General features: G+C 27.5%; 19 protein-coding genes. 12 read left to right on the top strand and 7 right to left on the bottom strand.

Going from position 1 to position 26,228, the window contains the following annotated elements; translation table 11 throughout:
• The first annotated feature begins 170 nt into the window (after positions 1 to 170).
• The 4 genes from trmB to EGD97_RS08205 all read left to right on the top strand — a co-directional run bounded on the left by trmB (position 171) and on the right by EGD97_RS08205 (position 3,075).
• On the top strand, positions 171 to 806 hold the full coding sequence (gene trmB, locus EGD97_RS08220; protein WP_127837026.1) for a tRNA (guanosine(46)-N7)-methyltransferase TrmB: 636 nt from the start codon (positions 171 to 173) through the stop codon (positions 804 to 806).
• An 89-nt stretch (positions 807 to 895) separates the two neighbouring features.
• On the top strand, positions 896 to 1,636 hold the full coding sequence (gene ymfI, locus EGD97_RS08215; RefSeq protein ID WP_078682086.1) for an elongation factor P 5-aminopentanone reductase: 741 nt from the start codon (positions 896 to 898) through the stop codon (positions 1,634 to 1,636).
• Between the two features lie 249 nt (positions 1,637 to 1,885).
• The gene (locus EGD97_RS08210) at positions 1,886 to 2,539 is read left to right on the top strand and encodes a DUF3298 and DUF4163 domain-containing protein (RefSeq protein WP_127837025.1); all 654 of its coding nucleotides are present in this window, start codon (positions 1,886 to 1,888) and stop codon (positions 2,537 to 2,539) included.
• A gap of 68 nt (positions 2,540 to 2,607) precedes the next feature.
• On the top strand, positions 2,608 to 3,075 hold the full coding sequence (locus EGD97_RS08205; RefSeq protein ID WP_127837024.1) for a TspO/MBR family protein: 468 nt from the start codon (positions 2,608 to 2,610) through the stop codon (positions 3,073 to 3,075).
• Positions 3,076 to 3,369: 294 nt separating this feature from the next.
• On the opposite strand, the gene EGD97_RS08200 is transcribed toward EGD97_RS08205, so the two are convergent.
• The 7 genes from EGD97_RS08200 to EGD97_RS08170 all read right to left on the bottom strand — a co-directional run bounded on the left by EGD97_RS08200 (position 3,370) and on the right by EGD97_RS08170 (position 10,351).
• Complete coding sequence (locus tag EGD97_RS08200) at positions 3,370 to 4,170, bottom strand: RnfABCDGE type electron transport complex subunit B (RefSeq protein ID WP_078682083.1); 801 nt, start codon at positions 4,168 to 4,170, stop codon at positions 3,370 to 3,372.
• A gap of 12 nt (positions 4,171 to 4,182) precedes the next feature.
• Positions 4,183 to 4,761 carry an electron transport complex subunit RsxA gene (rsxA, locus tag EGD97_RS08195; protein ID WP_127837023.1) on the bottom strand — a complete coding sequence of 193 codons (579 nt, stop codon included), beginning with the start codon at positions 4,759 to 4,761 and terminating at the stop codon, positions 4,183 to 4,185.
• A 23-nt stretch (positions 4,762 to 4,784) separates the two neighbouring features.
• Positions 4,785 to 5,471: an electron transport complex subunit RsxE gene (gene rsxE, locus EGD97_RS08190; protein WP_078682081.1), complete on the bottom strand. Its 687-nt coding sequence runs from the start codon at positions 5,469 to 5,471 to the stop codon at positions 4,785 to 4,787.
• Between the two features lie 4 nt (positions 5,472 to 5,475).
• Complete coding sequence (locus tag EGD97_RS08185; RefSeq protein WP_078682080.1) at positions 5,476 to 6,036, bottom strand: RnfABCDGE type electron transport complex subunit G; 561 nt, start codon at positions 6,034 to 6,036, stop codon at positions 5,476 to 5,478.
• Positions 6,036 to 6,968, bottom strand: a complete 933-nt coding sequence (locus tag EGD97_RS08180; RefSeq protein ID WP_078682079.1) for an RnfABCDGE type electron transport complex subunit D — start codon at positions 6,966 to 6,968, stop codon at positions 6,036 to 6,038. The genes EGD97_RS08185 and EGD97_RS08180 overlap by 1 nt, the downstream gene beginning before the upstream one ends.
• Positions 6,969 to 6,987: 19 nt before the next feature.
• Complete coding sequence (rsxC, locus tag EGD97_RS08175) at positions 6,988 to 8,313, bottom strand: electron transport complex subunit RsxC (protein WP_127837022.1); 1,326 nt, start codon at positions 8,311 to 8,313, stop codon at positions 6,988 to 6,990.
• 337 nt (positions 8,314 to 8,650) lie between these two features.
• Positions 8,651 to 10,351: a methyl-accepting chemotaxis protein gene (locus EGD97_RS08170; RefSeq protein ID WP_078682077.1), complete on the bottom strand. Its 1,701-nt coding sequence runs from the start codon at positions 10,349 to 10,351 to the stop codon at positions 8,651 to 8,653.
• Between the two features lie 227 nt (positions 10,352 to 10,578).
• Here EGD97_RS08170 and EGD97_RS08165 point away from each other — a divergent pair, with 227 nt between their 5' ends.
• The 8 genes from EGD97_RS08165 to EGD97_RS08130 all read left to right on the top strand — a co-directional run bounded on the left by EGD97_RS08165 (position 10,579) and on the right by EGD97_RS08130 (position 26,216).
• Positions 10,579 to 19,227: a GH36-type glycosyl hydrolase domain-containing protein gene (locus EGD97_RS08165; protein ID WP_127837021.1), complete on the top strand. Its 8,649-nt coding sequence runs from the start codon at positions 10,579 to 10,581 to the stop codon at positions 19,225 to 19,227.
• Between the two features lie 415 nt (positions 19,228 to 19,642).
• Positions 19,643 to 20,017, top strand: coding sequence for a desulfoferrodoxin (locus tag EGD97_RS08160; protein ID WP_127837020.1), 375 nt, complete (start codon positions 19,643 to 19,645; stop codon positions 20,015 to 20,017).
• Positions 20,018 to 20,433: 416 nt separating this feature from the next.
• The gene (trpS, locus tag EGD97_RS08155; protein WP_127837019.1) at positions 20,434 to 21,438 is read left to right on the top strand and encodes a tryptophan--tRNA ligase; all 1,005 of its coding nucleotides are present in this window, start codon (positions 20,434 to 20,436) and stop codon (positions 21,436 to 21,438) included.
• A gap of 267 nt (positions 21,439 to 21,705) precedes the next feature.
• Complete coding sequence (locus tag EGD97_RS08150; protein ID WP_127837018.1) at positions 21,706 to 22,440, top strand: GntR family transcriptional regulator; 735 nt, start codon at positions 21,706 to 21,708, stop codon at positions 22,438 to 22,440.
• Between the two features lie 465 nt (positions 22,441 to 22,905).
• Positions 22,906 to 23,715 carry a uridine phosphorylase gene (udp, locus tag EGD97_RS08145; protein WP_127837017.1) on the top strand — a complete coding sequence of 270 codons (810 nt, stop codon included), beginning with the start codon at positions 22,906 to 22,908 and terminating at the stop codon, positions 23,713 to 23,715.
• Positions 23,712 to 24,116 (top strand): cytidine deaminase, encoded by a 405-nt coding sequence (cdd, locus tag EGD97_RS08140; RefSeq protein WP_078682070.1) that lies wholly within the window; start codon positions 23,712 to 23,714, stop codon positions 24,114 to 24,116. The genes udp and cdd overlap by 4 nt, the downstream gene beginning before the upstream one ends.
• A gap of 214 nt (positions 24,117 to 24,330) precedes the next feature.
• The gene (locus EGD97_RS08135) at positions 24,331 to 25,521 is read left to right on the top strand and encodes a phosphopentomutase (protein ID WP_078682069.1); all 1,191 of its coding nucleotides are present in this window, start codon (positions 24,331 to 24,333) and stop codon (positions 25,519 to 25,521) included.
• A 20-nt stretch (positions 25,522 to 25,541) separates the two neighbouring features.
• On the top strand, positions 25,542 to 26,216 hold the full coding sequence (locus EGD97_RS08130; protein WP_127837016.1) for a YczE/YyaS/YitT family protein: 675 nt from the start codon (positions 25,542 to 25,544) through the stop codon (positions 26,214 to 26,216).
• The last annotated feature ends 12 nt before the right edge of the window (positions 26,217 to 26,228 follow it).

The following is a 26,228-nucleotide window of genomic DNA, read 5'->3' as shown; positions in this document are numbered from 1 at the left end:
ATAAAATTTTAAAATTCAATTTAATTATTTAGTAAAATAATAATATTTTTTGTTAAGAATAAAAAATATTTCATGCTTATAGTATTTTTAAAAAATTATATTTATTCTTTATGTTTGATATATAACTAAAATTATACAATTGTTATATAATAAAAATTAGGAGGATATTCATGAGATTAAGAAAAAAGTGGTGGGCAAGACCAGAACTTGAAAGTAGTCCATTTTTTATAACAAATCCTAAAGAACATTTTGGAAAATGGAAAGAAGAATTTAAAAATAATAATGATATACATTTAGAACTTGGATGTGGAAGAGGAAGGTTTATAAGTCAAAAAGCAAAAGAAAATCCTAATATTAATTATATAGCTATAGACTTAAAAGATGAGGTATTGATATATACTCTTAGAAATATATTAAAATCTGAAGTAACAAATGTAAGAATAATTCCTCTTAATATTCAGCTTATTGATGGTATATTTGATAAAGATGAAATATCAAAAATTTATATAAACTTTTGTAATCCATGGCCAAAAGAAAGACACAAAAAAAGAAGATTGACTCATACGAAATTTTTATCAGAATATAAAAATTTTTTAAAACCTCAAGGAGAGATTTGGTTTAAGACAGATGATACAGGGCTTTTTGAAGATTCTATAGAATATTTTAAAGAAAGTGGATTTGATATAAAATATTTAACGTATGATCTTCATAATAGTGGATTTAAAGAAAATACAGTTACTGAATATGAAGAAAAGTTTGCTTCAAAGGGAATGAAAATAATGTTTTTAATTGCAAAGCTTAAATAAATACTTAAAATAAATTTATAAAAGTTTGGAATAAATATTTCAAACTTTTTCGTTTTGTATAATAAATTAGTAAAGGTAGTGTTTAATATATGAATTTAAGTGGTAAAATTGCTTTAGTTACAGGAGCTTCAAGAGGAATTGGGAAAAGCATAGCATTAGAATTAGCAAAAGCTGGAGCTGTTGTTATAGTAAATTATAGAAAAGATGAAAAAGGAGCTATGGATACATTAAAATTAATAAAAGAATCAGGAAGTTATGGTGAGTGTATAAAAGCAGATGTAAGATATTATAATGATGTATATTCTATGACTTATAAAATTATTAAAAAATATGGAAATATAGATATATTAGTAAATAATGCAGGTGTATCTAAAACAGGATTGTTTATAGATATGACAGAAGATGAATGGAATGAGCTTTTAGATATAAATTTAAAAGGAGTTATAAATTGCTGCCATTGTGTATTAAATCATATGGTATCTAAAAAAAGTGGTAACATAATAAATATATCTTCAATATGGGGAAATACAGGAGCTTCTTGTGAGGCAATATATTCAGCATCTAAGGGAGCTATAAATAGTTTTACTAAAGCTTTAGCTAAAGAATTAGCACCATCTAATATAAGAGTTAATGCTATAGCCCCTGGAGTTATAGATACACAAATGAATAATAATCTTTCAAAAGATGAAAAAGAAGCACTTAAACTTGAAATACCTATGATGAGATTTGGAGATGGAGAAGATATAGCTAAATTGGCAGTTTTTTTATCAAGTGAAAATTCGAAGTATATAACAGGACAGATTATTACTGTAGATGGAGGTATGATTTAGTTTTTTATTTAAAATTTAATTTGCAGTCGGCTTATCTATGTAATTATATAATACAATCTTTTATCATATATATATTATATATATTATTATTTTCATACTATATATTAGTAATTTTTTATTCGCACTTATACTTAAATAATAAAATAAAAAAGTACATATTATTTTATATTTGAATAGTATAGATACTAAGGGAAGATATATTTTATGAGAATTTTTATTTAAACTAATTTTACGAAAGGGGTTTTATATATGGGGCATAAACGAAAGCCGGCACTTATAACAGATGTAAAATTAGAAAACTCAAGTCTTAATTTGACATATCCTAAAGTAAGTGGACTTAAGCATAAAAGTGCACAATCTAGTATAAATAGGTATATTAAAAAAGAGGTCTATAGTTTACTTAATAAAGAAGGATATGGGGTAGATGAAGGTAAAAAATTTACTGCAGGATATACTGTTAAACTTAATAAAAGAGGAACTTTAAGTATACTTTTAGAAGTATTTTCTTTTGTAAAAGGTGAAGAAAAAAGGAATACTGTAAGAAAAACTATTAATGTAAGTTTAAAAGATGCAAGAATTTATTATTTAGATGATCTTTTTTCTAGAAAAATAAAAAAATCTAAATGGATAAGTATATTGAACGATATAATTAGAAATCAGATATCATTTAAAGGAATAAATTTATCTAAAGAATTTAAAGGAATTTGGTTAAAACAGGATTATTATTTAACAGAAGATGCATTAGTTATATATTTCCAAATGAATGAATATACTGAACCTGAATATGGGTTTCCTGAATTTACAATATTTTTTAATGATATAATAGAAATTATAAATAATAAAGGTCCTATTGGAAGACTATTAAGAGACAAAAAAGATGAAGAAAAAACAGCGGACCAATAAATGTCTGCTGTTTTTATTTAAAGAATTCTCCTTATACCCTAAATAAACATAATAATTGGGAGGTTTTTATGAATATATTAATACTTATTATAAACATAATAATTGCAGAGGGTACAGGAATACTAAGCGGGTATTTAGGATTAGCAAATCGGGAAAATTATAAAGATTTTATTAAACCAAATTTTACTCCACCATATTGGGTTTTTATAGTAATCTCTATTATACTTTATATGCTTATGGCAATTGCAGTGTATAAAATTTTACTTAAAAGAAAAAATGTATATATTAATAGGGCTGTAACTTTATATACAATACAGCTTATATTAAATTTTTTATGGCCAATAATTTTTTTTAGATTTAGGCTCATAGCTATTGCATTTATTGAAATAATGATGCTAATTATTTTTACTTTACTTACTACTTTCGAATTTTTTAGAATAGATAAGATATCAGGATTTTTAATGCTTCCATACATAATTTGGGGATGCTTTACAGCTGTATTAAATTTTACATTTTGGATGCTTAATAATATGTGATAAAAACGTAAATTATATGAATAATTCCCATAAATTATAGCTTAACTGCCATTATATAATTTATAATATAATTTTTATATATTAAATCGCTTTCAAGAAAATTTAAAAATTTATTTACACTAGTTGACACTAGAAATTTTTTGCTGTATGATAAATTTGTAAGCTATGTAAAGCAAATAAACCGGTGTTGTATTTAAGTAATTGAAAATGAATGTGCTAAACCAAGAGCCCATCTGTATACAGATGGGCTTTTAGTAACATAAGAATTATTATTGTTTTTTATTTTACAAAATTTTATATTAAATCTAGTATGGCTTTAGTAGGACATTTTTCAACGCATACTTTGCATTGAGTACATCTATTAAAATCTATTACTGGTAAATTATCAATCATAGTAATGGCATTTTCCGGGCAATTTTTAGCACAGATTGTACAACCTATACATCCTTTACTACAAATATCTTTTACAGATTTTCCTTTTTCGTGAGAATTGCAAGCTATGCGGATATGTTTTGAAGCAGGAACTAGTTCAATAACATTTTTTGGACATATTTGAATGCAGGCAGAACAACCTGTACATGTGTTTTCATTTATAACTGCAATTCCATCTATTATTTGAATACTATTAAACTTACAAACTGTAACGCAGCTTCCAAGACCTAAACATCCAAAATCACAAGCCTTAGCCCCACCACCAGGAGCTACAACTGCTTGCCTGCAATCTTGAACGCCATAATAATTATATTTTTCTTTAGCTATTTTACAACTGCCTTTACATTTTACAAAAGCAACTTTAGGTTCAGAAGTTTCTACTGATATACCTAAAATAGACCCTATTTTTTTAGAAGCAGAAGGGCCTCCAGGTGTACATAAATTAGCAGGAGCTTTTCCATCACTAACAGCTTTAGCATAAGCATCACAGCCTGCAAAGCCACATCCACCACAGTTTGCACCAGGCAAACATTCTCTAATTTTAACTATCTTTTCATCTACTTCTACAGCAAATTTTTTTGATGCATAACCAAGAAGAATACCAAATATGGCTCCTAATCCACCTAAACTTATAATAGGAAATAAAATTTCATTTAATGGCATTTAGATACCCCCTTAATGTATTAAGCCTTGAAATCCTAAAAAAGCTATAGACATAAGTCCAGCTGTAATAAGTGTTATTGGAAGACCTTGAAGTGCTAAAGGCATTTTATCATTAGCCTCCATTCTTTCTCTTATGCCAGCTAAAAGAACTATAGCAAGAAAATATCCTAAAGCAGCACTTAATCCGTTTACTACAGATTCAATAAAGTTATAACCTTCAGTCATATTTAAAACTGCAACAGCAAGTACAGCACAGTTTGTTGTTATAAGAGGAAGATATATTCCTAAAGCTTTATATAATCCTGGGAAAATCTTTTTTATTACCATTTCAACAAATTGAACCAAAGCTGCTATAACTAAAATAAAAGCTATGGTGTATAAATACTCAATATGAAGAGGAATTAAAATAAATTTATATACCATATATGACATAGAAGAAGCTAATGCCATAACAAATGTTACTGCAAGCCCCATTCCTGTTGCTGTCTCCACTTTTTTAGAAACTCCTAAAAAAGAACATATACCAAGGAATCTAGACATTACAAAATTATTAACTAATAAACCTGCTAAAAATATAGAAAAAATTTTCATACTTTATCAACCTTTCTTTATTTTTATTTATTATCAAGTATTTTAGCTTGACTGCAGGTTCCAGCATTAGCACAGTGGCTGCAATCATAATTAGCTAATCTTGAATTAGCCTCTTTTGTTTTATATATTTGTACCGCATTAATAATTGCCATTATTATTCCAAGAGCGAAAAAAGCACCTGGAGCAAGTATCATAATTAGTGCAGGCTTATAAGAAGTTGGCATTACTCTAAATCCAAATAATGTACCAGCACCTAAAATTTCTCTTACAGTCCCAAGAAGTACTAATGCTAAAGTAAATCCAAGTCCCATTCCAAGACCGTCCCAAAGTGATGCAAATACAGTATTTTTAGAAGCGTAAGCTTCAGCCCTTCCAAGTATTACGCAGTTAACAACTATTAAAGGTATAAACAATCCAAGGGATTTATAAAGAGAAGGAACAAATCCTTTCATTAAAAATTCTAGTAAAGTAACAAATGAAGCTATAATCACTATAAAAGCAGGTATACGAATTTTATCAGGAATAAGTTTTCTAAGAGCAGATATAACAATATTAGCTCCAACAAGAACTGCTGTAGTAGCAAGGCCCATGCCTATAGCATTAGTAGCACTTGTAGTAACAGCTAAAGTAGGACACATAGCAATTACTTGTACAAAAATGGTGTTTTCTTTAAAAATACCATTTTTTAATCTTTCTATTATAACACTCATTATTTTAGTCTCCTTTCAAATTGGTATTATAAAATGTAATAGCCTCATTAACTCCATTTGTAACAGCTCTTGATGTTATTGTAGCACCTGTAATAGCTTCAATTTCATTAGAATTTGAGGGCGCTTTTTTTACAACTTCTAGTTTTTTATCTATTGATTTTCCTTTAAACTGTCCAGAAAACTTTGGCTGTGGAGCATTAGCACCAAGACCAGGAGTTTCTGAATGAGAAAGAATTTTTATGCCCTCAACATTTCCTTTAGTTGAAATTCCTACCATAAGTTGAATTGTTCCGCCATATCCTTTAGGCGTTACTGTAATAACATAACCAGATGTCTTTCCAGAAGTTAGACCTTCATTAACTTCTTTTATTGTTCCGCTTAAAGTAACTTCTTTTACTTTAAATTCAGAAGCTTCTGGGAGTATCTCTTTCATAGCTGCAGCTTTTGACATTTGTTCTTGTTTAGCTATAGGTTTTAATGTTATTGAATGTGCAGCACCTAAAAGAAGACCAGCTGTAGCAGCTATAATTAAAAGAATTCCGCCTAATTTAAAATTTTCTTTCATTATTTACCACCTCCAAAAGCACGAGGCTTAATAAATTTATCTATTAATGGAACAAATAAATTCATAAATAATATTGAATATGATACACCTTCAGGATATCCTCCATATATACGAATAACTGAAGTTATAATACCACATCCTAAAGCAAAAATAATTTGACCTTTTTTTGTTATAGGAGAAGTTGTATAATCAGTTGCCATGTAAAATGCACCTAGAATAAGACCTCCTAAAAAAAGTTCATAAAAAGAATTAGTAATTGAAAAACCATTTCTGCCTAATATAAGGTTTAACACAAATACTGTACCTATATATGTAAAAGGTATATGCCAGCTTATGATTTTCTTAAATAAAAGATAAGCTGCACCTATAAGAAGTGCAAGAGCAGAAGTTTCGCCAATACATCCTCCTATATTACCTATAAATACATTTGAAAAAGAAGGTAAATTACCGCTGCCTTCTTTTAAAATACCAAGGGCAGTAGCAGAAGATACACCATCGACAGTCCAATTAGTCATTTGAACAGGCCAAGAAGCTAGCAAAAATGCTCTTGCAGCTAGAGCTGGATTCATGACATTTTGTCCAATTCCACCAAAAAATTGCTTAACTATTATTATTGCAAAAATTCCTCCTATTATTGGAATCCAAAGAGGAACAGAAACAGGAAGATTAAATGCTAATAAAAGCCCTGTTACTGCAGCACTTAAATCATATACTTTAATTTTCTGATGTGTAAGTTTTTGCCATAATGCTTCTGAACCCATACACGAAATTATAGAAATAAGCATTATTAAAAAAGCTCGAAGTTTAAAAAAGTATATTCCAGCAACTGCGGCTGGAAGAAGAGCAATTAAAACATCTTTCATAACTGTCTGAACAGTTGTATTTGAACGAATATGAGGAGAAGAAGACACCGTATACATTGTTTCAACCATATAAATAGACCTCCTTATTTTAATTAGCCTTTTTTCTATTTTGAATTACAGTTCTTTTACCTTCACGACAAGATTGTGTTAAATGACGTTTTGCAGGACAAACTAATGTACAGCATCCACATTCTATACAATCCATGCCGTTATTTTTTTCAAAAAGTTCATATTCTCTTCGTTTAACTAAAGAATCTAAAGTTGAAGGAACTAAATTCATAGGACAAGCTTCTACACATCTGCCACATCTTATGCAGCTTTCTTCTTCTGGAAGTACAGCTTCTGTTTTAGTTAAAGCTAAAATTCCTGAAGTTCCTTTTATTACAGGTAAATCTAAAGTGCTTACTGCAGTACCCATAAGAGGTCCGCCTGAAATAATTTTTACTGGTTCTTCTTTAAAACCACCACAGGCTTCAATTAATTCTTTAAAAGAAGTACCTAATTTAACCCTTAAATTTTTTGGCTCTTTAATAGCTTCACCTGTAACAGTAACAACTCTTTCCAAAAGAGGCCTGCCACATACAACAGCATTATAAATTTCAAATATAGTACCCACATTTTGTACTATACAGTGAACATCAGAAGGAAGTTTTCCTGAAGGAACTTCACGCCCTGTAATAGCATATATAAGCTGTTTTTCTGCCCCTTGAGGATATTTTGTTTTTAAAACTGCAACTTCAATATTTGGATTAGAATGAGCAGCTTCTTTAATAACTTTAACTGCATCCATTTTATTATTTTCAATTCCTATATATCCTTTTACTCCAGGGAACAACTTAAGCACAATTTTTAATCCTTCTATTATTTCTTTTGGATTTTCAAGCATAAGACGATGATCACAAGTTAAATAAGGTTCACATTCTGCACCATTTACTATAATAGTGTCAATTTTTTTATCTGGCGGGGGTGAAAGCTTAACATGGGTTGGAAAAGCTGCTCCTCCCATACCTACTATGCCTGATTTGGCAATTATTTCTAAAATTTCTTCTCTAGATAAATCATTAAAATTTTCTCTAGGTTTTAATTCTGGAGATTCTTCATAAAGTCCATCATTTTCTATTATTACAGACATTACTTTTGAACCATTTACATGAGGCATTAAAGTTACGTTTTTTACAATACCAGAAACGCTGCTATAAATTGGAGCTGATAAAAAACCTTTGGCCTCACCAATTTTTTGACCAGCTAAAACTCTATCACCTTTTTTTACTAAAGGTTCACAAGGAGCACCTATATGTTGAGACATAGGAAAAATTAAATCCCCTTTTGGAAGCAGATTTTCAATTTTTTTATTTTCAGTAAAATGCTTACCATGAGGAGGAAGAACCCCTTTTTTAAAAGTTAAAAGCTTCATACAAACATCCCTCCTATATAATTTTTGAAACATATAACAATAATAATTTGTATGTTTCATATAAATTTATATAACCTAAAACTTCTGTTATATAAATATATTATATTCTGTATAATTATGATGAAAATGGTTACAATATGATATTTGTTTAATTCTCTGTAAAGCTTAATAATAAAATTAAACACATCATACTATCTGTATTAATATAATTATACATCAATAATTTTGTATACGCAATTTTGGTTTTTTTTTAACGATATTGTTTCTATTTTAACAAATTAATAAAAGTGGATACTATCTGTGATAATATCCACTTTTATTAAAAAAACTGTATTAATTATTTAAGCTTAAAATTATTAACTATATTAATCATATCCTTAGTCATAGTATTTAAAATTTCAGCAGAAGCTGCTACTTCTTCAGAGGAACTATTTAATTCTTCAGAAGATGCAGAAATTTCTTCAGATGATGCAGAAATTTCTTGCGATATGGAAGCAGATTCTTCAATTTTTGATAATATATTATCTTTATCATTACTGATATTTAATATAGAATTATTAATTTCATTAATTTTTGGAGTTATAGTGTTTATTGAATTTATAATATTATTAAAAGATTTCAAATTAATATTTATGATATTAATTTGATTGTCTAATTCAGATTTTATATCATTTGTAGTTTCTAATATATAAGATGAATTATTTGATATCCCTTTTATAAGTGTATTTATATTTAAAGAAGAAGATTTGCTTTGTTCTGCAAGTTTTCTTATTTCTTCTGCGACCACAGAAAATCCTCTTCCAGCTTCACCAGCTCTTGAAGCTTCAATTGCTGCATTTAAAGCTAAAAGATTAGTTTGTTCTGATATACTATTTATAAAATTAGTTATTTCATTTATTTTGTTTATATCTTCTTTAAGATTTGATATTTTATTTATAAATTCTTTAAAAGAATTTGTAATTGTTACTACTGAATTTGATAAAATTTGCATTTCGTTATTGCTTTTATTTGCTGCAGAATTTATATTTTTTGAGCTTGTATCTACTTCTGAAATAGAATTTACTATTTTTTCAAGTTTAGAAGAAAAATCATTTAAAATAGTTGTAATATTTATAAGTTTTTCAGACTGAGAACTTGTACCTTTTGCTACTTCGTTTATAGCAGTAGCAACATTTTCAGAAGATGAAGCCATTTCTTCTGATATAGCAGAAAGATTTTCTGCTTGAGATTCTATATTGATAGATTTTTCTTTTATATTTTTAACTATAAATGAAATATTTTCTATTGTTTTATTAAGTGCCTGTTTCATAATGCCAAATTCATTATGATTATTAACATTAATTTTAACATTAAGATTTCCCTTAGCTACCTCTTCCATAGTTTTTATCATATCTTGTGAAGATTTTTTTAATACTACACTAATTATATAGCTTATTCTCAAAAATATAATAATGCATACAGAAAAAATTATAATCATTAACATTATTGAAGATTTATATACATCGTTACTATTTTTTATTACATTTTCAGCCATGTTTTTGTTATAATCTATAAGCTTTGCTAGTTTATCTTCTGCAAGATAACCATAGCTAGATAAAGTACTTTTTTCATCCATAGTAGAACTTTCGCCGTTTTTAAGCTTTTCGTTAGTTTTTCTCCAAAATTCTAAGTATTTATCATAATAATCTTTAAATTGATTTATAGTTTCTTTTTCAGAATTACTAAGATTATAATTCATATATTCTTTTAACTGTTTATCTATTTTAGATGCATAATTTTCTATATTACTATTTAAAGTATAATCATAATCATTTAAAGCTGTTGAAGCTTCTACTCTAATATTTAAAAAATTTCCTTGGATTTCACTTAATTTAACAATAGGCTCAAGGCTATTTTCATACATAGAAGTCATGTTACCTTTAATAGTTTCCATATCATAAAATGATAGAGCACTTATTCCAATAATAAATACTATTGCTAAAATGCTTATTGTATAAATAGCAGTTGAAATTTTAATATTTTTAAATAATTTTTTCATGAAGTCATCTCCTTATGTAATAAAATACTTATTTTGATTATCGAAATAATTTAATCAAACTTTATATATCGAAATAATTTAGTTAAACTTTAGATTATGTTTTATAAATAATTGAGTAAATTATCTATAAATTAAAAATTTAAATATTTAATATCTATTATAAAATTTATTTCTCTGGAAATACTAAATTATGCTATTAATAATTAGGTTTTAAAGGAGAGTGTAGAATGTTCTATTTTTATATAGCAGCTTTAATAATTATAGTAAGTACAATTTTATATGCATTTATGAAATATAAAAATGAAGAAGAACATAATTTAATGGAGGATGTTCCAAGTGTAAGTGTAAGTAAAGAAGAGTTAGAAAACCATGCAGTTCAAATTTCTCAGCATTATGATGATTTTCATAAAAAATCAAATTGCAGAAGAAAACTTATGAAAAGTTTAGATAAAAGCTATAAAGATATATTAAAAGCTTATGAGTACATAGATAAAGATACAAAGAACAAAAGAGATATAGTACCAGCGGCTGAGTGGATGCTTGATAATCTTTATTTAATAGAAAAAGAATATAAAGATATAAAAAATAACATGCCAGATTCATATTACAGGGGACTTCCTGTAATAAATAAAGGTATTTTAAAAGGATACCCTAGAATTTATCATATAGCTGTAGAATTGGTATCTCATACAGACGGGAGAATAGATGAAAGTACAATAGAAACATTTATAAATGCTTATCAAAAAAATGCTGTACTTAATATGGGAGAACTTTGGGCACTTCCTATAATGATAAGAATAGCTTTAGTACAAAACATAAGTAAAATATCAAGAAATATAATATACTCTTTAAAAGAAAAAAAACGAGGAGATTTATTAGCAGAACAATTTATAAATGCTTATAATAAAAATAATTTAGAAGAAGAAATAAAAAAGATATCCAATGAAAATATAGATTTAAGTATACATTTTATAGAAAGATTTCTTAAGACATTAAGAGATAGTGGAATAGATAATACAGAAATTTATAAATGGATTGATTCTAAATTAGAGTTTCAAGATTTAACTGCTGAAAAAATGATAATTTTAGAACATAAAAGGCAAACATCTTTTCAAATATCTATTGGAAATTCTATAACAAGCATGAGAGAAATTGAAGCTATAAATTGGAGAAATACTTTTGAAGAGTTAAGTTTTGTAGAGAAAATATTAAAAAATGATCCCTTAAAAGTTTATGAAAATATGGATTTTGAATCTAGAGATAATTATAGGCATAGCGTGGAAAAATTAGCTAAAAGAAGTAATAATTCAGAAATATTTATAGCAAAAAAAGCTTTAGAATGTGCCGAAAATGGAGGAGAAGAAGATTTTAAAAAACATACAGGTTATTACCTTATAGATGATGGTTTAAACACATTAAAAGAAGTTATTAATTATAAAGAAAAAGGAATTTTTAGATTAAATAAAATTAATAAAAAATCAAAAGTAGTTATTTATATTTCATCTATTTTAATCTTAACAGTAATTTTAAATATAACTATTTTAAGTACAATTTATTCCCCAAATAGTAATATTTCTTTTTGGAAAACTATTATAGGTTTTATAGCATTAATAGTTCCATGCAGTGAAATAGTTATTTCTATATTAAATTGGAGTATAAATCATTTATCTTCTCCAAGATTTGTTCCAAAGATGGAATTTAAAGAAGGTATTAAAGAAGAATGCAGTACTGTAGTTATAATTCCAACTCTTTTAAGTAATGAAAATAGAGTACACGATCTTATAGCTGATATGGAAGTTTATTATCTTGCAAATATGGAAAAAAATTTATATTTTGCATTGCTTGGAGATTTTAAAGATAGCATTAGGGAACATGAAGAAGATGATAATAAAATAATTAAAGCTGCATTAGATGATATAAAAGCTCTTAATGAAAAATATTCAACAAATGGAGATGAGATTTTTTATTTTTTAAACAGATATAGACAATTTAATGAAAAAGAAGGTATTTGGCTTGGGTGGGAAAGAAAACGTGGAAAGATTATGGAGTTTAATGCTTTATTAAGAGGAGATAAAAACACAAGCTACAATATAATAAGCGGAGATTTAGAAAAACTTTCAAAGGTAAAATATGTAATAACTTTAGATGCAGATACTCAGCTTCCAAGGGACACAGCCAAAAAATTAATAGGAGCCATGAGCCATGTACTTAACAGGCCTAAATTAGATTATGATAACAAAAGGGTTATAAGAGGATATGGACTTATGCAGCCAAGAGTAAGCGTAGGTACAGTAGAAGCTAATAAAACTATGTTTTCAAAGATTTTTTCTGGGGAAACTGGTATTGATATGTATACTACAGCTGTTTCAGATGTATATGAAGATCTTTTTGGTGAAGGTATTTTTACAGGAAAAGGTATATATGATATAGATGTATTTAATTTTATGCTTAAGGATGAAATACCTGAAAATACGGTATTAAGTCATGATCTTTTAGAAGGCTCATATGTAAGAACAGCTCTTGTTACAGATTTAGAACTTATAGATGGATATCCCGCTTATTATAATTCAAGTTCAAAAAGACTTCATAGATGGGTAAGAGGAGACTGGCAGATAATAAGCTGGATAACTAAAAGATCTCCAATAAATTTGCTTTCTAGATGGAAAATAATTGACAATTTAAGGAGAAGCCTTTTATCACCATGTATAATGATTTTAATAATATTATCTTTTTCAATATTACCTCGCAGTGATGAATGGCTTATAACGGCATTTTTAGCCATACTTTGTCCAATATTCTTTGATGTATCAGAGGCAGTAGTATCTCCTATTAAAGGTATAAGTCTATCAGGAAGAATAAATAATACCAAAATGGCTTTAGAACAAGTATTTTTAATATTTTGTTTTTTGCCTTATAATGCTTATTTAATGCTTGATGCTATAGTAAGAACAATATATAGAATGACAATAAGTAAGAAAAAACTTTTAGAATGGCAGACGGCTGCTGATGTAGAAGCTAAACTAGGCAAAAAATTAAGCAATTTTGTAAGAGAAATGTATCCTGGAAGCTTAATTTCAATTTTTATATTGATTTTAGCTTTTAATAATTCTATTACAAGTGGAATTTGTATTTTGCCTTCTTGCCTGCTTTGGTTTTTTAGTCCATATATAGCTTATTATGTAAGCAGAGATATAAAGCCTCCTAAATTAGATATAAGTACTGAAGATAAAGAAATATTAAGAAAACTTTCTAGAAAAACCTGGGCATATTTTGAAGACTTTGTAAATGAAGAAAATAATTATTTAGCACCGGATAATTTTCAAGAAGATCCTCCTAACAAAGTTGCTCATAGAACTTCTCCTACAAATATGGGAATGGGCATTACTTCTAATTTAGCAGCTTATGATTTAGGATATATTGGTATAATTGAGCTTTCTGAAAAAATTCAGAAAATAATTAACAGTATGGAAGAACTTGAAAAATATAAAGGGCATTTTTATAATTGGTACGATACTATATCAAAGAAGCCCCTTCATCCTAGGTATATATCAACGGTAGATAGTGGTAATTTAGTAGGTTATTTATATTTAACATCAGAAAGTTTAGATGAGTATTTAAAAAAACCTGTAATAAGTCAAAATAGGATTTATGGATTTTGTGATTTGATAAGTATTTGCAATGAAGAAATTGAAAATGAAGTTAAAATAAAAAATTTTTATACTCAAATTGTTAATGAAATAAAACAATCTGATATTGATATAGTATATTGGAAAAATATACTTATGAATGTGTGGAATAAAACAATAGAAATTAAAAAAATAAAAAACTGTGAAAGTTTATATTGGAATTCTAAATGCAGTCATTTTATAAGTAGTAATTTAAGAGAAATGCAAAAACTTTTCCCTTGGGTAGACTTAATAATAGAAAGACCAGACTCTTTAGAAGATTTAGCTCAAAAGGTTAAAGATATTTCTACTAATGTATCTTTAGAAAATTTAGAAAATGCTATAGAAGAATTATGCAAAATTATAGAAAATGATTATAATAAAAGAACTTTGGGATCATTAGAAAAAGAATATATAAATGAGTTAAGCATACTTTTAAAAAATAGTAAAATTGAAATAGCTAAATTAATTAATAATATAAAGAATATAAGACAAAAATTAATTAATATGGCAGAAGATACTGATTTTTCTATTTTATACGATAAAAAGAGGGAGCTTTTTGCTATAGGATATGATATTGAAAAAGATACTTTAGGTAATTCTTATTATGATTTGCTTGCTTCAGAATCAAGACAGGCGAGTTTTATAGCTATTGCCAAAGGAGATGTTGAACAAAAACATTGGTTTAAATTATCTAGAGCTATGACTCTTATGGGAAAAAGCAAAGGATTGGTTTCTTGGAGTGGTACTATGTTTGAATATTTTATGCCACTTCTTATAATGAAAAACTATCCTGATACACTTTTAAATGAAACTTATAGAGCGGTAATAGATGGGCAAAAAAGATATTGCAGTGAAAGAAGAGTACCTTGGGGAATATCAGAATCTGCTTATTATTCTTTTGATCCTGCTTTAAATTATCAATACAAAGCGTTTGGAGTACCTGGTATTGGGCTTAAAAGAGGACTTGTAAATGAAATTGTAATATCACCTTATTCAACAGTTATGGCGCTCTTAATAGATTTTAAAAGTTCTATAAATAATATAAAAAGATTAAAATGTGAAGGATTAGAAGGTAAGTATGGATTTTATGAAGCTGTAGATTATACAAAAGAAAGACTTCCTAAAGGTAAAAAGAAAGCAATTGTTAAGTGCTTTATGGTACATCATCAAGGTATGAGTTTGATGGCGCTTAATAATGTATTAAATAACAATATATTTCAAGAGAGATTTCATAGAATACCTGCTGTAAAAGCAACAGAACTTCTTCTTCAAGAAAAAGTTCCAAGAAGGGTTGTATATGATAGAGAACAGCAATTTGAAATTTCTTCTAATGTAACTTTTGAAAAACAAAATATGATTTCAAGAAAATTTAATACTGCAAAAACTAAATATCCAAAGACTAATATTTTATCTAATGGAAGTTATTCTATGATGATAACCAATAGCGGAAGTGGATATGGAAAAGTTGACGATATGACAGTATATAGATGGAGAGAAGATGTTACATTAGACAACAGTGGTATGTTTTTTTATATTAAAAATTTAAATTCTAATGAATTTTGGAGTGCAGCATATGAACCATGCAAAACTGAGGCTGAAAATTATGAAGTTATATTCTCTTTGGATAAAGCAGAATTTAAAAGAAAAGATGGGAATTTAACTACTCGTATGGAAATTGCTGTTTCAGAGGAAGATAATGCTGAAGTTAGAAGGATTTCTATAACTAATCATAGTGAACATTCAAGAACAGTAGAAATAACAAGTTACTTAGAAGTTACTTTAGCTTCATATAATGCAGATATAGTTCATCCTGCATTTAGCAATTTATTTATAAAAACAGAATTCATAGATAACCCATCTTGTATAATAGCAAACAGAAGGCCAAGAGCAAAAGGTCAAAAAAAGCCGCATATAATGCAAACAACTGCTATAAAAGGAGAGGCTATAGGAACTATACAATTTGAAACTAGCAGGGCAAACTTTTTAGGAAGAGGAAGAGAAATTTCAAATCCTATAGTTATGGATAATGATGCACCATTAAAAAATACTGTAGGAGCAGTTCTAGATCCTATTATAAGTATAAGAAGAAGGCTAAAGATAAACCCTGGAGAAACAGTTAAGATTGCTTATACAACAGCAGTATGTGATACAAGAGAAGATGCAATTGATTTAGCTAAAAAATATAGTGAAATGCATAATATAAATAAAGTATTTGAGATAGCTTCTACTCAGACTTTAGAAGAACTTAAATATTTTGGTATAAAGTCTAATCAAGCTAATTTATATCAAAATATAGCTTCTAAATTAATTTTTATTAATTCAAATCTAAAAGAAAGAGAAGAATATATAAAAAATATTAAAAAGTATCAATCAGCTTTGTGGCCTTATGGCATATCAGGAGATTTGCCAATATTTCTTACTATAATAAGAGATGAAAAAGATATTGATTTAGTAAGGCAGGTATTACAGTGTCATGAATATTTAAACAATAAAGGGCTAAAAGTTGATTTAGTTATATTAAATCTTCAAAATAGTATTTATTTGCAGCCCCTTTTAGATTCAATAAGGGACTTGATATCTTCAAGTTTTTCAAGAGATAAAATGAATAAACCAGGAGGGATCTTCCTTTATAGTAAAGAAATTATGCCTATAGAAGATATAGATTTTTTGATTTCTATATCAAGATTAGTTATAGATTCAGAAAAAGGAAATTTAATTCAACAAATTAAATCTGAAGATGAAGGAAAAGGTCAAGTAAAACTTATAAATACTAAAAATATAAATTACAACATAAAAGATTATAAGTTTGAAGATTTAAATTTAGAATTTTGGAATGGTTATGGAGGATTTGATACAGAAAATAATGAATATGTAATAATTTTAAAAGATTACAAAAATACTCCTGCGCCTTGGATAAATGTAATATCAAATGGAGAATTTGGATTTCATATATCTGAAAGCGGTAATAGTTATACTTGGTATAAAAATAGCAGAGAAAACAAAATAACTACTTGGTCAAATGATCCTGTAAGTGATCCTATTACTGAAGCTTTATATATAAGAGACGAAGAAAGTGGTGAAATTTTTGGAATAACACCAAAACCTCTTAGAGATGATGGCGAGTATAGAATACATCATGGCTTTGGATATTCAGTTTTTGAACATGTATCTCATGGCATAGTATCTCATATGACTTCTTTTGCAGCTTTAGATGAAAGCGTTAAATTCTGTATAGTAAAACTTAAAAATATATCAGACATAGAAAGGAAACTATCTCTTACTTATTATGCTCAGCTTGTACTTGGAGTAGTTCCACAACAAACATCACAGTATATATCGACATATTTAGATGAAGATAAAAATTTTATATATGCTAAAAATCCATATAGTGAGCATTTTGGTGAGGCTTATGCTTATTTAACCATAGCAAATGGATTAAATAAATCTTTCTTAGGAGATAGAACAGAATTTTTAGGAAGATGTGGAAGTACAGAAAATCCGGAAAGTTTAAAATATGAAAGCTTATCAAATAAAACTGGTTCAGGGTATGATCCATGTCTTGCAGCAAGTAGTAAATTTAGTATAAAACCTTTAGATGAAATAAATTTAATAATACTACTTGGACAAAATGAAAATTTAGAAAAAATAAAAGAAATTACTCAAGAATTTAATGAAATAGAAAAAGCAGAAAAAAAGCTTGCAGAAGTTAAAAATTTCTGGAAAGATTTATTATCTAAAATACAAGTTAAAACACCAGATAAAACTATGGATATAATGCTTAATGGGTGGCTTATGTACCAGACAATTTCTTGTAGATATTGGGCAAGAACAGCGTTTTATCAATCAGGTGGAGCTATGGGATTTAGAGATCAACTTCAAGATGTTATGGCTATAGGATATTTAAAACCTGAGTTTACAAGAAATCAGATAATTTATAGTGCTTCAAGACAATTTTTAGAAGGAGATGTTCAACATTGGTGGCATCCAGTAGTAAATAGTGGAATAAGAACAAGATTTTCTGATGATCTTTTATGGCTTCCTTATGTAACAATAGATTATATAAAAAATACTGGTGATTACAGTATATTAGATGAAGAAGTAAATTACTTAGAAGAAGAACCTTTAAAAGAAGGAGAGGATGAAAGATATAAAGTTACTCCACCTTCAGCTAAAAAAGGAAGCATATATGAACACTGCATAAAAGCTATAGATGTATCTTTAAAATTTGGACCTCATAATATACCATTAATGGGCAGTGGTGATTGGAACGATGGTATGAGCACTGTTGGGAATAAAGGAAAAGGAGAAAGTGTATGGCTTGGGTGGTTTTTATATAGTATATTAGATAAATTTAAAGAACTATGTAAATTTAAAAATGATAATGAAAGAGCTAATAAATATGAAGAAATGCAAAATTTTATAAAAGAAAATTTAGAAAAAAATGCTTGGGATGGTGGATGGTATAGAAGAGCTTATTTTGACGATGGAACTCCTCTTGGTTCTATTGAAAATGATGAATGTCAAATAGATTCTTTAGCACAATCTTGGTCTGTTATATCTGGAGCAGGAAAGCGCTCAAGAAGTGAAGAAGCTATGGAAGCTTTAGAAAGACATCTTATAAAAGAGGATAAAGGTATTGTCTTACTCTTAACTCCAGCTTTTAATAACTCAAAACTTGAACCAGGATATATTAAAGGATATGTACCTGGTGTTAGAGAAAACGGAGGCCAATATACTCATGCAGCTACTTGGGTAGTTTTAGCTATGGCAAAACTTGGATATGGGAATAAAGCATGGAGAACATATAATATGATAAATCCTATTAACCATTCAAAAACTTATTTTGAAGCTGAAAGATATAAAATTGAACCATATGTTATGGCAGCAGATGTTTATAATACACAAGGGCATGAAGGCAGAGGAGGATGGAGTTGGTATACTGGAACTTCAGGATGGATGTTTAGAGTAGGTATAGAGGGAATTCTTGGACTAAAATTAAAAGAAGGTAAGGGATTTACTATAGAACCATCTATTCCTAAAGAATGGATGGAATATGAAATCCAATATAAAAAAGATAATGCTACTTATCATATTAAAGTTAAAAGAGATCAAGAAGCAAAAATTTATTTAGATGGTAATATTTTAGAAAATAACTTAATACCATACTTAAAATCAGGAGAACATAAAGTTGAAGTATATATAAAATAATACTGTATTATATGTATTCAATTATATATTCAATAAAAAACTAAATTTAGTCTAGTAAAATAATAATCTAAAAAGAAAATACATTTTATCTTATTAGAGAATATTTATTATTTTACTAGACTATTACATTAATTTTATATTTAATATTATGATTAAACCACAATAAGCTATAAATTAACTTCCATTATACAATTTATGGAGTTAAAAAATTACTATTATATAGATATATAGTGGGCAATTTTTAATAAAAATACTTTTTGTGGGATAGTGATATTATATTATAAATAAAAAATAAATAAATTCTGTCATTTTTTATTTATAAGAAGGATTTTATAAACTTTTATAGAATAATATAAAACAAATGATAATAAATAATTATTATCTAATACAAATATTTATTATAGGAGGGATTATTATGACAGAATTAAGACAAATATACAAATGCGAAAAATGTGGGAATATAGTTGAAGTAGTTCATGCATCAGGCGGAGTACTAACATGCTGTGGGCAACCAATGACTCTTTTAACAGAAAATACTTCAGATGGAGCTAAAGAAAAACATCTTCCAGTTATAGAAAAAGTAGACGGTGGAGTATTAGTTAAAGTGGGATCAGTAGAACATCCAATGATTGAAACACATTATATTGAATGGATAGAAATTCATACAGCAAATAAGGTTTATAGAAAATACTTAAATCCAGGAGAAAAACCAGAAGCTTTATTTAAAGTTGAAGAAGATGTTTTATTTGCAAGAGAATATTGCAATCTTCACGGACTTTGGAGAGCATAAAGATTAATAAGTATATAAACGATAAATCACCTAACAAATTTCATATACTTAAAGGCTAAGATTAATAAATAATAATGTATAATATAAAAGCCAATAATATTTAAACAGTAAATTTTGGCTTTTATATTATTTTTTGCATTATTATAAATAAATAATTATGAAATTGACAAAACAAGTAAAAGAATTTCAATTAGAGTTGACAATATTTTGTATAAGCCATATTATATAAGTAACAGTTTATATAAATGAAAGCCGCTATAGGTGGTACTGCGTGTAATAGCGTCCTATGGTTTTTTAGTAAACTGTAGGGTTTTAATTTTAAGTAATAATTTTTAGTGTATATTTAACTTGTATTATAGTATCTAAACTAAGTTTTAATTTTTTATAATAACTTTTATTAATGACGGAGGATTAATATGGAAGAAAAAAGAAAGGTAATTTTTAGTGGAATTCAACCGTCAGGAGAGCTGACATTAGGAAACTATTTAGGAGCTATAAAAAATTGGATTAAACTCCAGGATGAATATGAATGTTATTTTTGTGTAGTTGATCTTCATGCCATAACGGTAAAACAAGAACCTAAAAATTTAAGAGCAAGAACTTTAGAAGTTATGGCTACATACATTGCATCTGGAATAGATCCTAAAAAAAATACTATATTTATTCAATCTCATGTTCCAGCACATTCTGAAGCTGCATGGCTCTTAAATTGCTATACATATATGGGAGAGCTTGGAAGAATGACGCAATATAAAGATAAATCTCAAAAATATGGCGAATCTGTTGCTGCAGGACTTTTTAATTATCCAGTTTTAATGGCGGCAGATATATTGCTATACCAAACAGACTTAGTTCCAGTTGGAAGTGATCAAAAGCAGCATTTAGAATTAGCAAGAGATATTGCAAAAAGATTTAATAATACATACAGTGAAACTTTTGTAATTCCTGAGCCTTATATAGCACCTAATGGAGCAAAAATAATGAGCCTTCAAGAACCTACAAAGAAAATGTCTAAATCAGATGATAACCCTAATAGTTATATTTTAATTATGGATCCTCCAGAAGTAATAAGGAAAAAAATCTCAAGAGCAGTAACAGATAGTATTGGTGTTGTTAAATACAGAGATGAACAACCTGGAGTAAAAAATTTAATGACTATATTAAGTACATTGACAGGTATGTCTATTGATGAAATAGAAAAGAAATATGAAGGCCAAGGTTATGCTCAGTTTAAAAAAGATGTAGCAGAGGCTATAATATCTGAACTTGAACCTATTCAAAAAAAGATAAAAGAATTGTTAGCTGATAAAGTATACCTTGAGAGCATATATAAAGCTGGAGCAGAAAAAGCTAATTATGTAGCATTAAAAACTCTTAGAAAAATGCAAAAAAAGATTGGTTTTATACCACTATCTAAATAAAATAATTTTTTAATGAGCCATACAGTTAAGTTGGGCAAATTACGTTAATTAACTGTATGGCTTTAGTTGTTTTAAAATAAACAAGTACTATATAAAAAACAGTTATAAAAATTTTTTAAATTAACGGTATATTATTGTCTAATTGAGGAATTATAGTTATAATTAATATTGACAATATTTTTTAAACAAGTTTGTTAATCTTGTTTAAAATTTAATAAACTTGTTTAGATAAATATAAATAATATTCATAAGAAAGGTGTTACTTCAATGGATAAATATAATATTGTTGAAAATGGAAAGGAATTCAAATTTTTAACTGTTTATAATAAGCTATTTAAAATGATAAGTGAAGGTGAATTCCCTGAAGGAAGCAGATTGCCTTCTGAACCTGAACTAGCAAAATTAATGGGAGTTAGTAGAACTACTTTAAGACAGGCACTTTCACTTTTACAAGATGATGGAATAGTTAAAAATATTAGAGGGAAAGGAAATTTTATAATAAAATCTAATTTTGATAAACCTTTTGGGTTAGAAACCATAGGCCATCCAATATATAAATGTTTAACTGATACAATAGATGATGTCAAAATGAAGATGCATCTAGAGGCTGCTACAGATTATATTAATAAAACTTTAGGAAAGAAAACTCCTGTTGTAGTAGTTATAGATAGATGGTATAAATCTCAAGGTAATACTGCAGCTTATTCTTTTACTTTAATTCCAATTGAAACTATTTCAAAATTTAATGTGGATTTAAATAATCAGAATGAAATTTTGGAATTTTTAGAAAAAAAAATTTATGAATTATGTACTAATGCATTAATTGATATAAAATATTCTACTGCTGGAAATTTTTCTGCAAAAGTTTCTCCTATTTCAAAAGAAAATCATTTTTATCTTATACAAGAAGCTATATATGAAAATTCAGAATTTCCTATAGTTCATAACAAGCATTATTTGCCAATAAAATCAAGTTCTATAAAGCTTCACCAAAAAAAGTAAAAACAATTATATTTTTCAATTAATTTTAGACAGGTTGTTTTTTTTATAACAAATTAATTTTAAAAATATTTATTTGTTATGTTGTTTATTTTTTATGTTGTATATAATGGGTTACATTATCTTATATATCTATTATAAGGAGAAAATATATAAATGACTTTTGATAGATTAGTTTACAGATGTTTTGGATATATTTAAATAGATATAAATTATGTATAAACATGATGTATAACAACTAATACGATGTATAACAAATAATATCAAGAAGATAAATTTTATATAAAATCTTTATATAAAATTCTAAAAATGAACAATAAAAATACTTGACATAGAAAAACAGACATGATACACTTTGTATAAAGACAAAGATACAAGTTAGTAGACAAGTATATAAAATGTTTTTATTTTAATTTTAATTTGTAAACGTATAGATAATTTATGTAGAAAATAAATGGAGGTAGTAATATGATTTACTCACAAGGTTCAGGTAAACAATATCATATTAATGTTGGAGAAGGGGAAGTTGGAAAGTACGTTATACTTCCAGGAGATCCAAAGAGATGTGCAAAAATAGCAGCACATTTTGATGATCCAAAATTAGTTGCAGACAGCAGAGAGTATGTTACTTACACTGGATATTTAGACGGAGTTAAAGTAAGCGTTACATCAACAGGTATAGGTGGACCATCAGCGGCTATAGCATTAGAAGAATTAGTACAATGTGGGGCGGATACATTTATTAGAGTAGGAACATGCGGTGGAATGGATATAAATGTTAAAGGTGGAGATGTTGTTGTAGCTACTGGTGCTATTAGAATGGAAGGTACAAGCAAAGAATATGCACCAATTGAATTTCCTGCTGTTGCAAATTTTGAGGTGGCAAATTCATTAGTTGAAGCTTGTAAAACTTTAAATAAAAACTATCATGTTGGGGTAGTACAATGTAAAGATTCATTTTATGGTCAGCATGCTCCAGAGACAAAACCAGTTGGTTATGAATTAATAAATAAATGGGATGCATGGTTAAAATGTGGAACTCTTGCCTCTGAGATGGAGTCTGCTGCTTTATTTGTAGTAGGAAGTTATTTAAGAGTAAGAGTAGGCTCAGTATTTTTAGCAATTGCAAATCAAGAACGTGAAAAAGCAGGGTTAGAAAATATACAAGTACATGATACAGAAATAGCAATAGAAGTTGCAATACAAGCAATTAAAGATTTAATTAAAGCAGATAGAAAAAAATTAGATAATAAAACTTTAGAAGGAGAGGTAAAATGATTAATTATCAAGATATTATAGATAGAGCATTTAAAGCTTGCGAAAATGCATACGCACCATACTCAAATTATAATGTTGGAGCTTGTGTTTTAACAAAAGATAATAAATATTTTATAGGAGCAAATATTGAAAATGCTTCTTATGGCTTAACAAATTGTGCTGAAAGAAATGCAATATTTCAAGCTTATTCAAATGGATATAGAAAAGAAGATATTAAAGCAATAGCAATTGTAAGCAAAGGAAAAACTTTAGCAACTCCTTGCGGGGCTTGCAGACAAGTTTTAGTAGAGCTTATTAATAAAGATACACCAATAGTTTTATCTAATGGAGAAATAGAGAAGGTTACTAATATAGAAGAACTTTTACCTATGTCATTTACTAAAGAAGATTTAGATGTATAATTTAAATATATATTTTTAATGTATAAAAGATTAATTATAAAGGAAATATTATTTTTATATATAAAAAATATAGTTTAATAAAATAATAATTTAATGTAAAATACATTTTATATTTGATAAAGAAGATTATTTATAACTAAAGCTTCTTTTTATATATAAATTAAATTTATTTAAGTATTAATACTTTTAAACAGTAACAATGAAAGGAGTAAATATGAAAAAATATAAAAGAATTTTTACAATAGTAATAGATTCTCTTGGAATTGGAGAAATGGATGATTCAAAAGAATATGGAGATATAGGAGTAGATACTCTTAGACATATATCAGAGTCAGTAGAAAGTTTTAAAATTCCTAATCTTCAAAAATTAGGAATTGCAAATCTGCATTCAATAAATCATGTAAAGCCAGTAGATAAACCTTTAGCTCATTTTATGAAAATGAAAGAAGCAAGTGTAGGTAAAGACACAATGACAGGACATTGGGAGATGATGGGTTTAAAAATTGAAACTCCATTTAAAACTTTTACGGAAACAGGTTTTCCAAAAGAACTTATTAATGAACTAGAAAAAAGAACAGGACATCATATAGTAGGAAATAAGAGTGCAAGCGGTACTGAAATTTTAGATGAATTTGGAGAACATCAGATGAAAACAGGAGATATGATTGTTTATACTTCAGCTGATTCTGTGCTTCAAATTTGCGGTCATGAAGAAACTTTTGGACTTGAAGAACTTTATCGCTGCTGTGAAATTGCAAGAGAATTAACACTTAAAGATGAGTGGAAGGTTGGAAGAGTTATTGCAAGACCATATATTGGCAATAAAAAAGGAGAATTTAAGCGTACAAGTAATAGACATGATTATGCTTTAAAGCCATATGGAAGAACAGTTTTAAATGCATTAAAAGATAATGGTTTTGATGTAATATCTGTTGGAAAAATAAGAGATATATATGATGGAGAGGGTATAACAGAAGCATATAAATCAAAAAGTTCTGTTCATGGTATGGAGCAGACTTTAGAATTAATGAATAAAGACTTTAAAGGATTATGCTTTGTTAATTTAGTAGATTTTGATGCATTATGGGGACATAGAAGAAATCCTATAGGTTATGCTGAAGAATTAGAGAAGTTTGATGTTAATTTAGGTAAAGTGCTTGAAAAATTAAAAGAAGATGATCTTTTAATAATTACTGCAGATCATGGTAATGATCCTACGTATAAAGGTACTGACCATACTAGAGAATTTGTTCCTTTCCTTGCATATTCACCATCTATGGTTAAAAATGGTTTAATGGAAACAAGTAATAGTTTTGCAGCTGTTGGAGCTACTATAGCAGATAATTTTGAAGTAGAAATGCCAGAAAATACAATTGGTGAATCTGTATTAGAAAAATTAGTTTAATAAAAGAAAGGTATGAATTAATGGACAGTGCAATTAGTAATACTAATAATAAATCATATAAAATATTTTTAAAAAAGTTTATAATAGCATTAATAGGAGTTTCATTAGTAGGATTTGGATTAGCTTTTAATTCAGCAGGTATGTTGGGAAATGATTCTGTTGCAGTTTTATATGATGGAATTAGGAATGCATTTGGTCTTCCTATAGAAAAGCTTGGGTTAGTTACAAATTTAGTAAATATAGTTTTTCTAACAATAGTATTGTTATTTGATCGTAAGTATATAAATATAGGGACTTTTATTTATGCATTGCCTCTAGGAAGCTTAATAAGTATTGGTTTTAAAATACATGGAATACTTAATATTAGGACTACTATAGGAGGAAGAATATTAACTTCTTTTTTAGGATGTTCGATGCTTTTTATAGGAATAGGAATATTCATAGCAATAAATATTGGAGTTGACCCTGTTACTGGTGTAAATATGTTAGTAAAAGATAAAACAAAACTTCAATATAAGACAGCTAAAATAATTTGTGATTTAACTTCACTTATAATAGGATTTTCTCTTGGAGGGAAAGCAGGCGTTGTTACAATTATTACAGCCTTTACAGCTGGACCTGTTATTCAGAAAATATCAGAAACTTTTGATAAAAAAATTCTTAAAAAAATGAATTTAAATAATTATAGTAACTAAGGAGGAATTGTT

It is taken from the genome of Clostridium prolinivorans, from assembly GCF_004011155.1.
GTDB lineage: Bacteria > Bacillota > Clostridia > Clostridiales > Clostridiaceae > Clostridium_AT > Clostridium_AT prolinivorans.
The sequence above is the reverse complement of the archived record's forward strand: the minus strand, read 5'-3'. Positions and strand labels throughout refer to the sequence as shown.

Coding starts and splice junctions, on each gene's coding strand:
- trmB (WP_127837026.1), top strand. CDS start 171: ATGAGATTAAGAAAAAAGTGGTGGGCAAGACCAGAACTTGAAAGTAGT.
- ymfI (WP_078682086.1), top strand. CDS start 896: ATGAATTTAAGTGGTAAAATTGCTTTAGTTACAGGAGCTTCAAGAGGA.
- EGD97_RS08210 (WP_127837025.1), top strand. CDS start 1,886: ATGGGGCATAAACGAAAGCCGGCACTTATAACAGATGTAAAATTAGAA.
- EGD97_RS08205 (WP_127837024.1), top strand. CDS start 2,608: ATGAATATATTAATACTTATTATAAACATAATAATTGCAGAGGGTACA.
- EGD97_RS08200 (WP_078682083.1), bottom strand. CDS start 4,170: ATGCCATTAAATGAAATTTTATTTCCTATTATAAGTTTAGGTGGATTA.
- rsxA (WP_127837023.1), bottom strand. CDS start 4,761: ATGAAAATTTTTTCTATATTTTTAGCAGGTTTATTAGTTAATAATTTT.
- rsxE (WP_078682081.1), bottom strand. CDS start 5,471: ATGAGTGTTATAATAGAAAGATTAAAAAATGGTATTTTTAAAGAAAAC.
- EGD97_RS08185 (WP_078682080.1), bottom strand. CDS start 6,036: ATGAAAGAAAATTTTAAATTAGGCGGAATTCTTTTAATTATAGCTGCT.
- EGD97_RS08180 (WP_078682079.1), bottom strand. CDS start 6,968: ATGGTTGAAACAATGTATACGGTGTCTTCTTCTCCTCATATTCGTTCA.
- rsxC (WP_127837022.1), bottom strand. CDS start 8,313: ATGAAGCTTTTAACTTTTAAAAAAGGGGTTCTTCCTCCTCATGGTAAG.
- EGD97_RS08170 (WP_078682077.1), bottom strand. CDS start 10,351: ATGAAAAAATTATTTAAAAATATTAAAATTTCAACTGCTATTTATACA.
- EGD97_RS08165 (WP_127837021.1), top strand. CDS start 10,579: ATGTTCTATTTTTATATAGCAGCTTTAATAATTATAGTAAGTACAATT.
- EGD97_RS08160 (WP_127837020.1), top strand. CDS start 19,643: ATGACAGAATTAAGACAAATATACAAATGCGAAAAATGTGGGAATATA.
- trpS (WP_127837019.1), top strand. CDS start 20,434: ATGGAAGAAAAAAGAAAGGTAATTTTTAGTGGAATTCAACCGTCAGGA.
- EGD97_RS08150 (WP_127837018.1), top strand. CDS start 21,706: ATGGATAAATATAATATTGTTGAAAATGGAAAGGAATTCAAATTTTTA.
- udp (WP_127837017.1), top strand. CDS start 22,906: ATGATTTACTCACAAGGTTCAGGTAAACAATATCATATTAATGTTGGA.
- cdd (WP_078682070.1), top strand. CDS start 23,712: ATGATTAATTATCAAGATATTATAGATAGAGCATTTAAAGCTTGCGAA.
- EGD97_RS08135 (WP_078682069.1), top strand. CDS start 24,331: ATGAAAAAATATAAAAGAATTTTTACAATAGTAATAGATTCTCTTGGA.
- EGD97_RS08130 (WP_127837016.1), top strand. CDS start 25,542: ATGGACAGTGCAATTAGTAATACTAATAATAAATCATATAAAATATTT.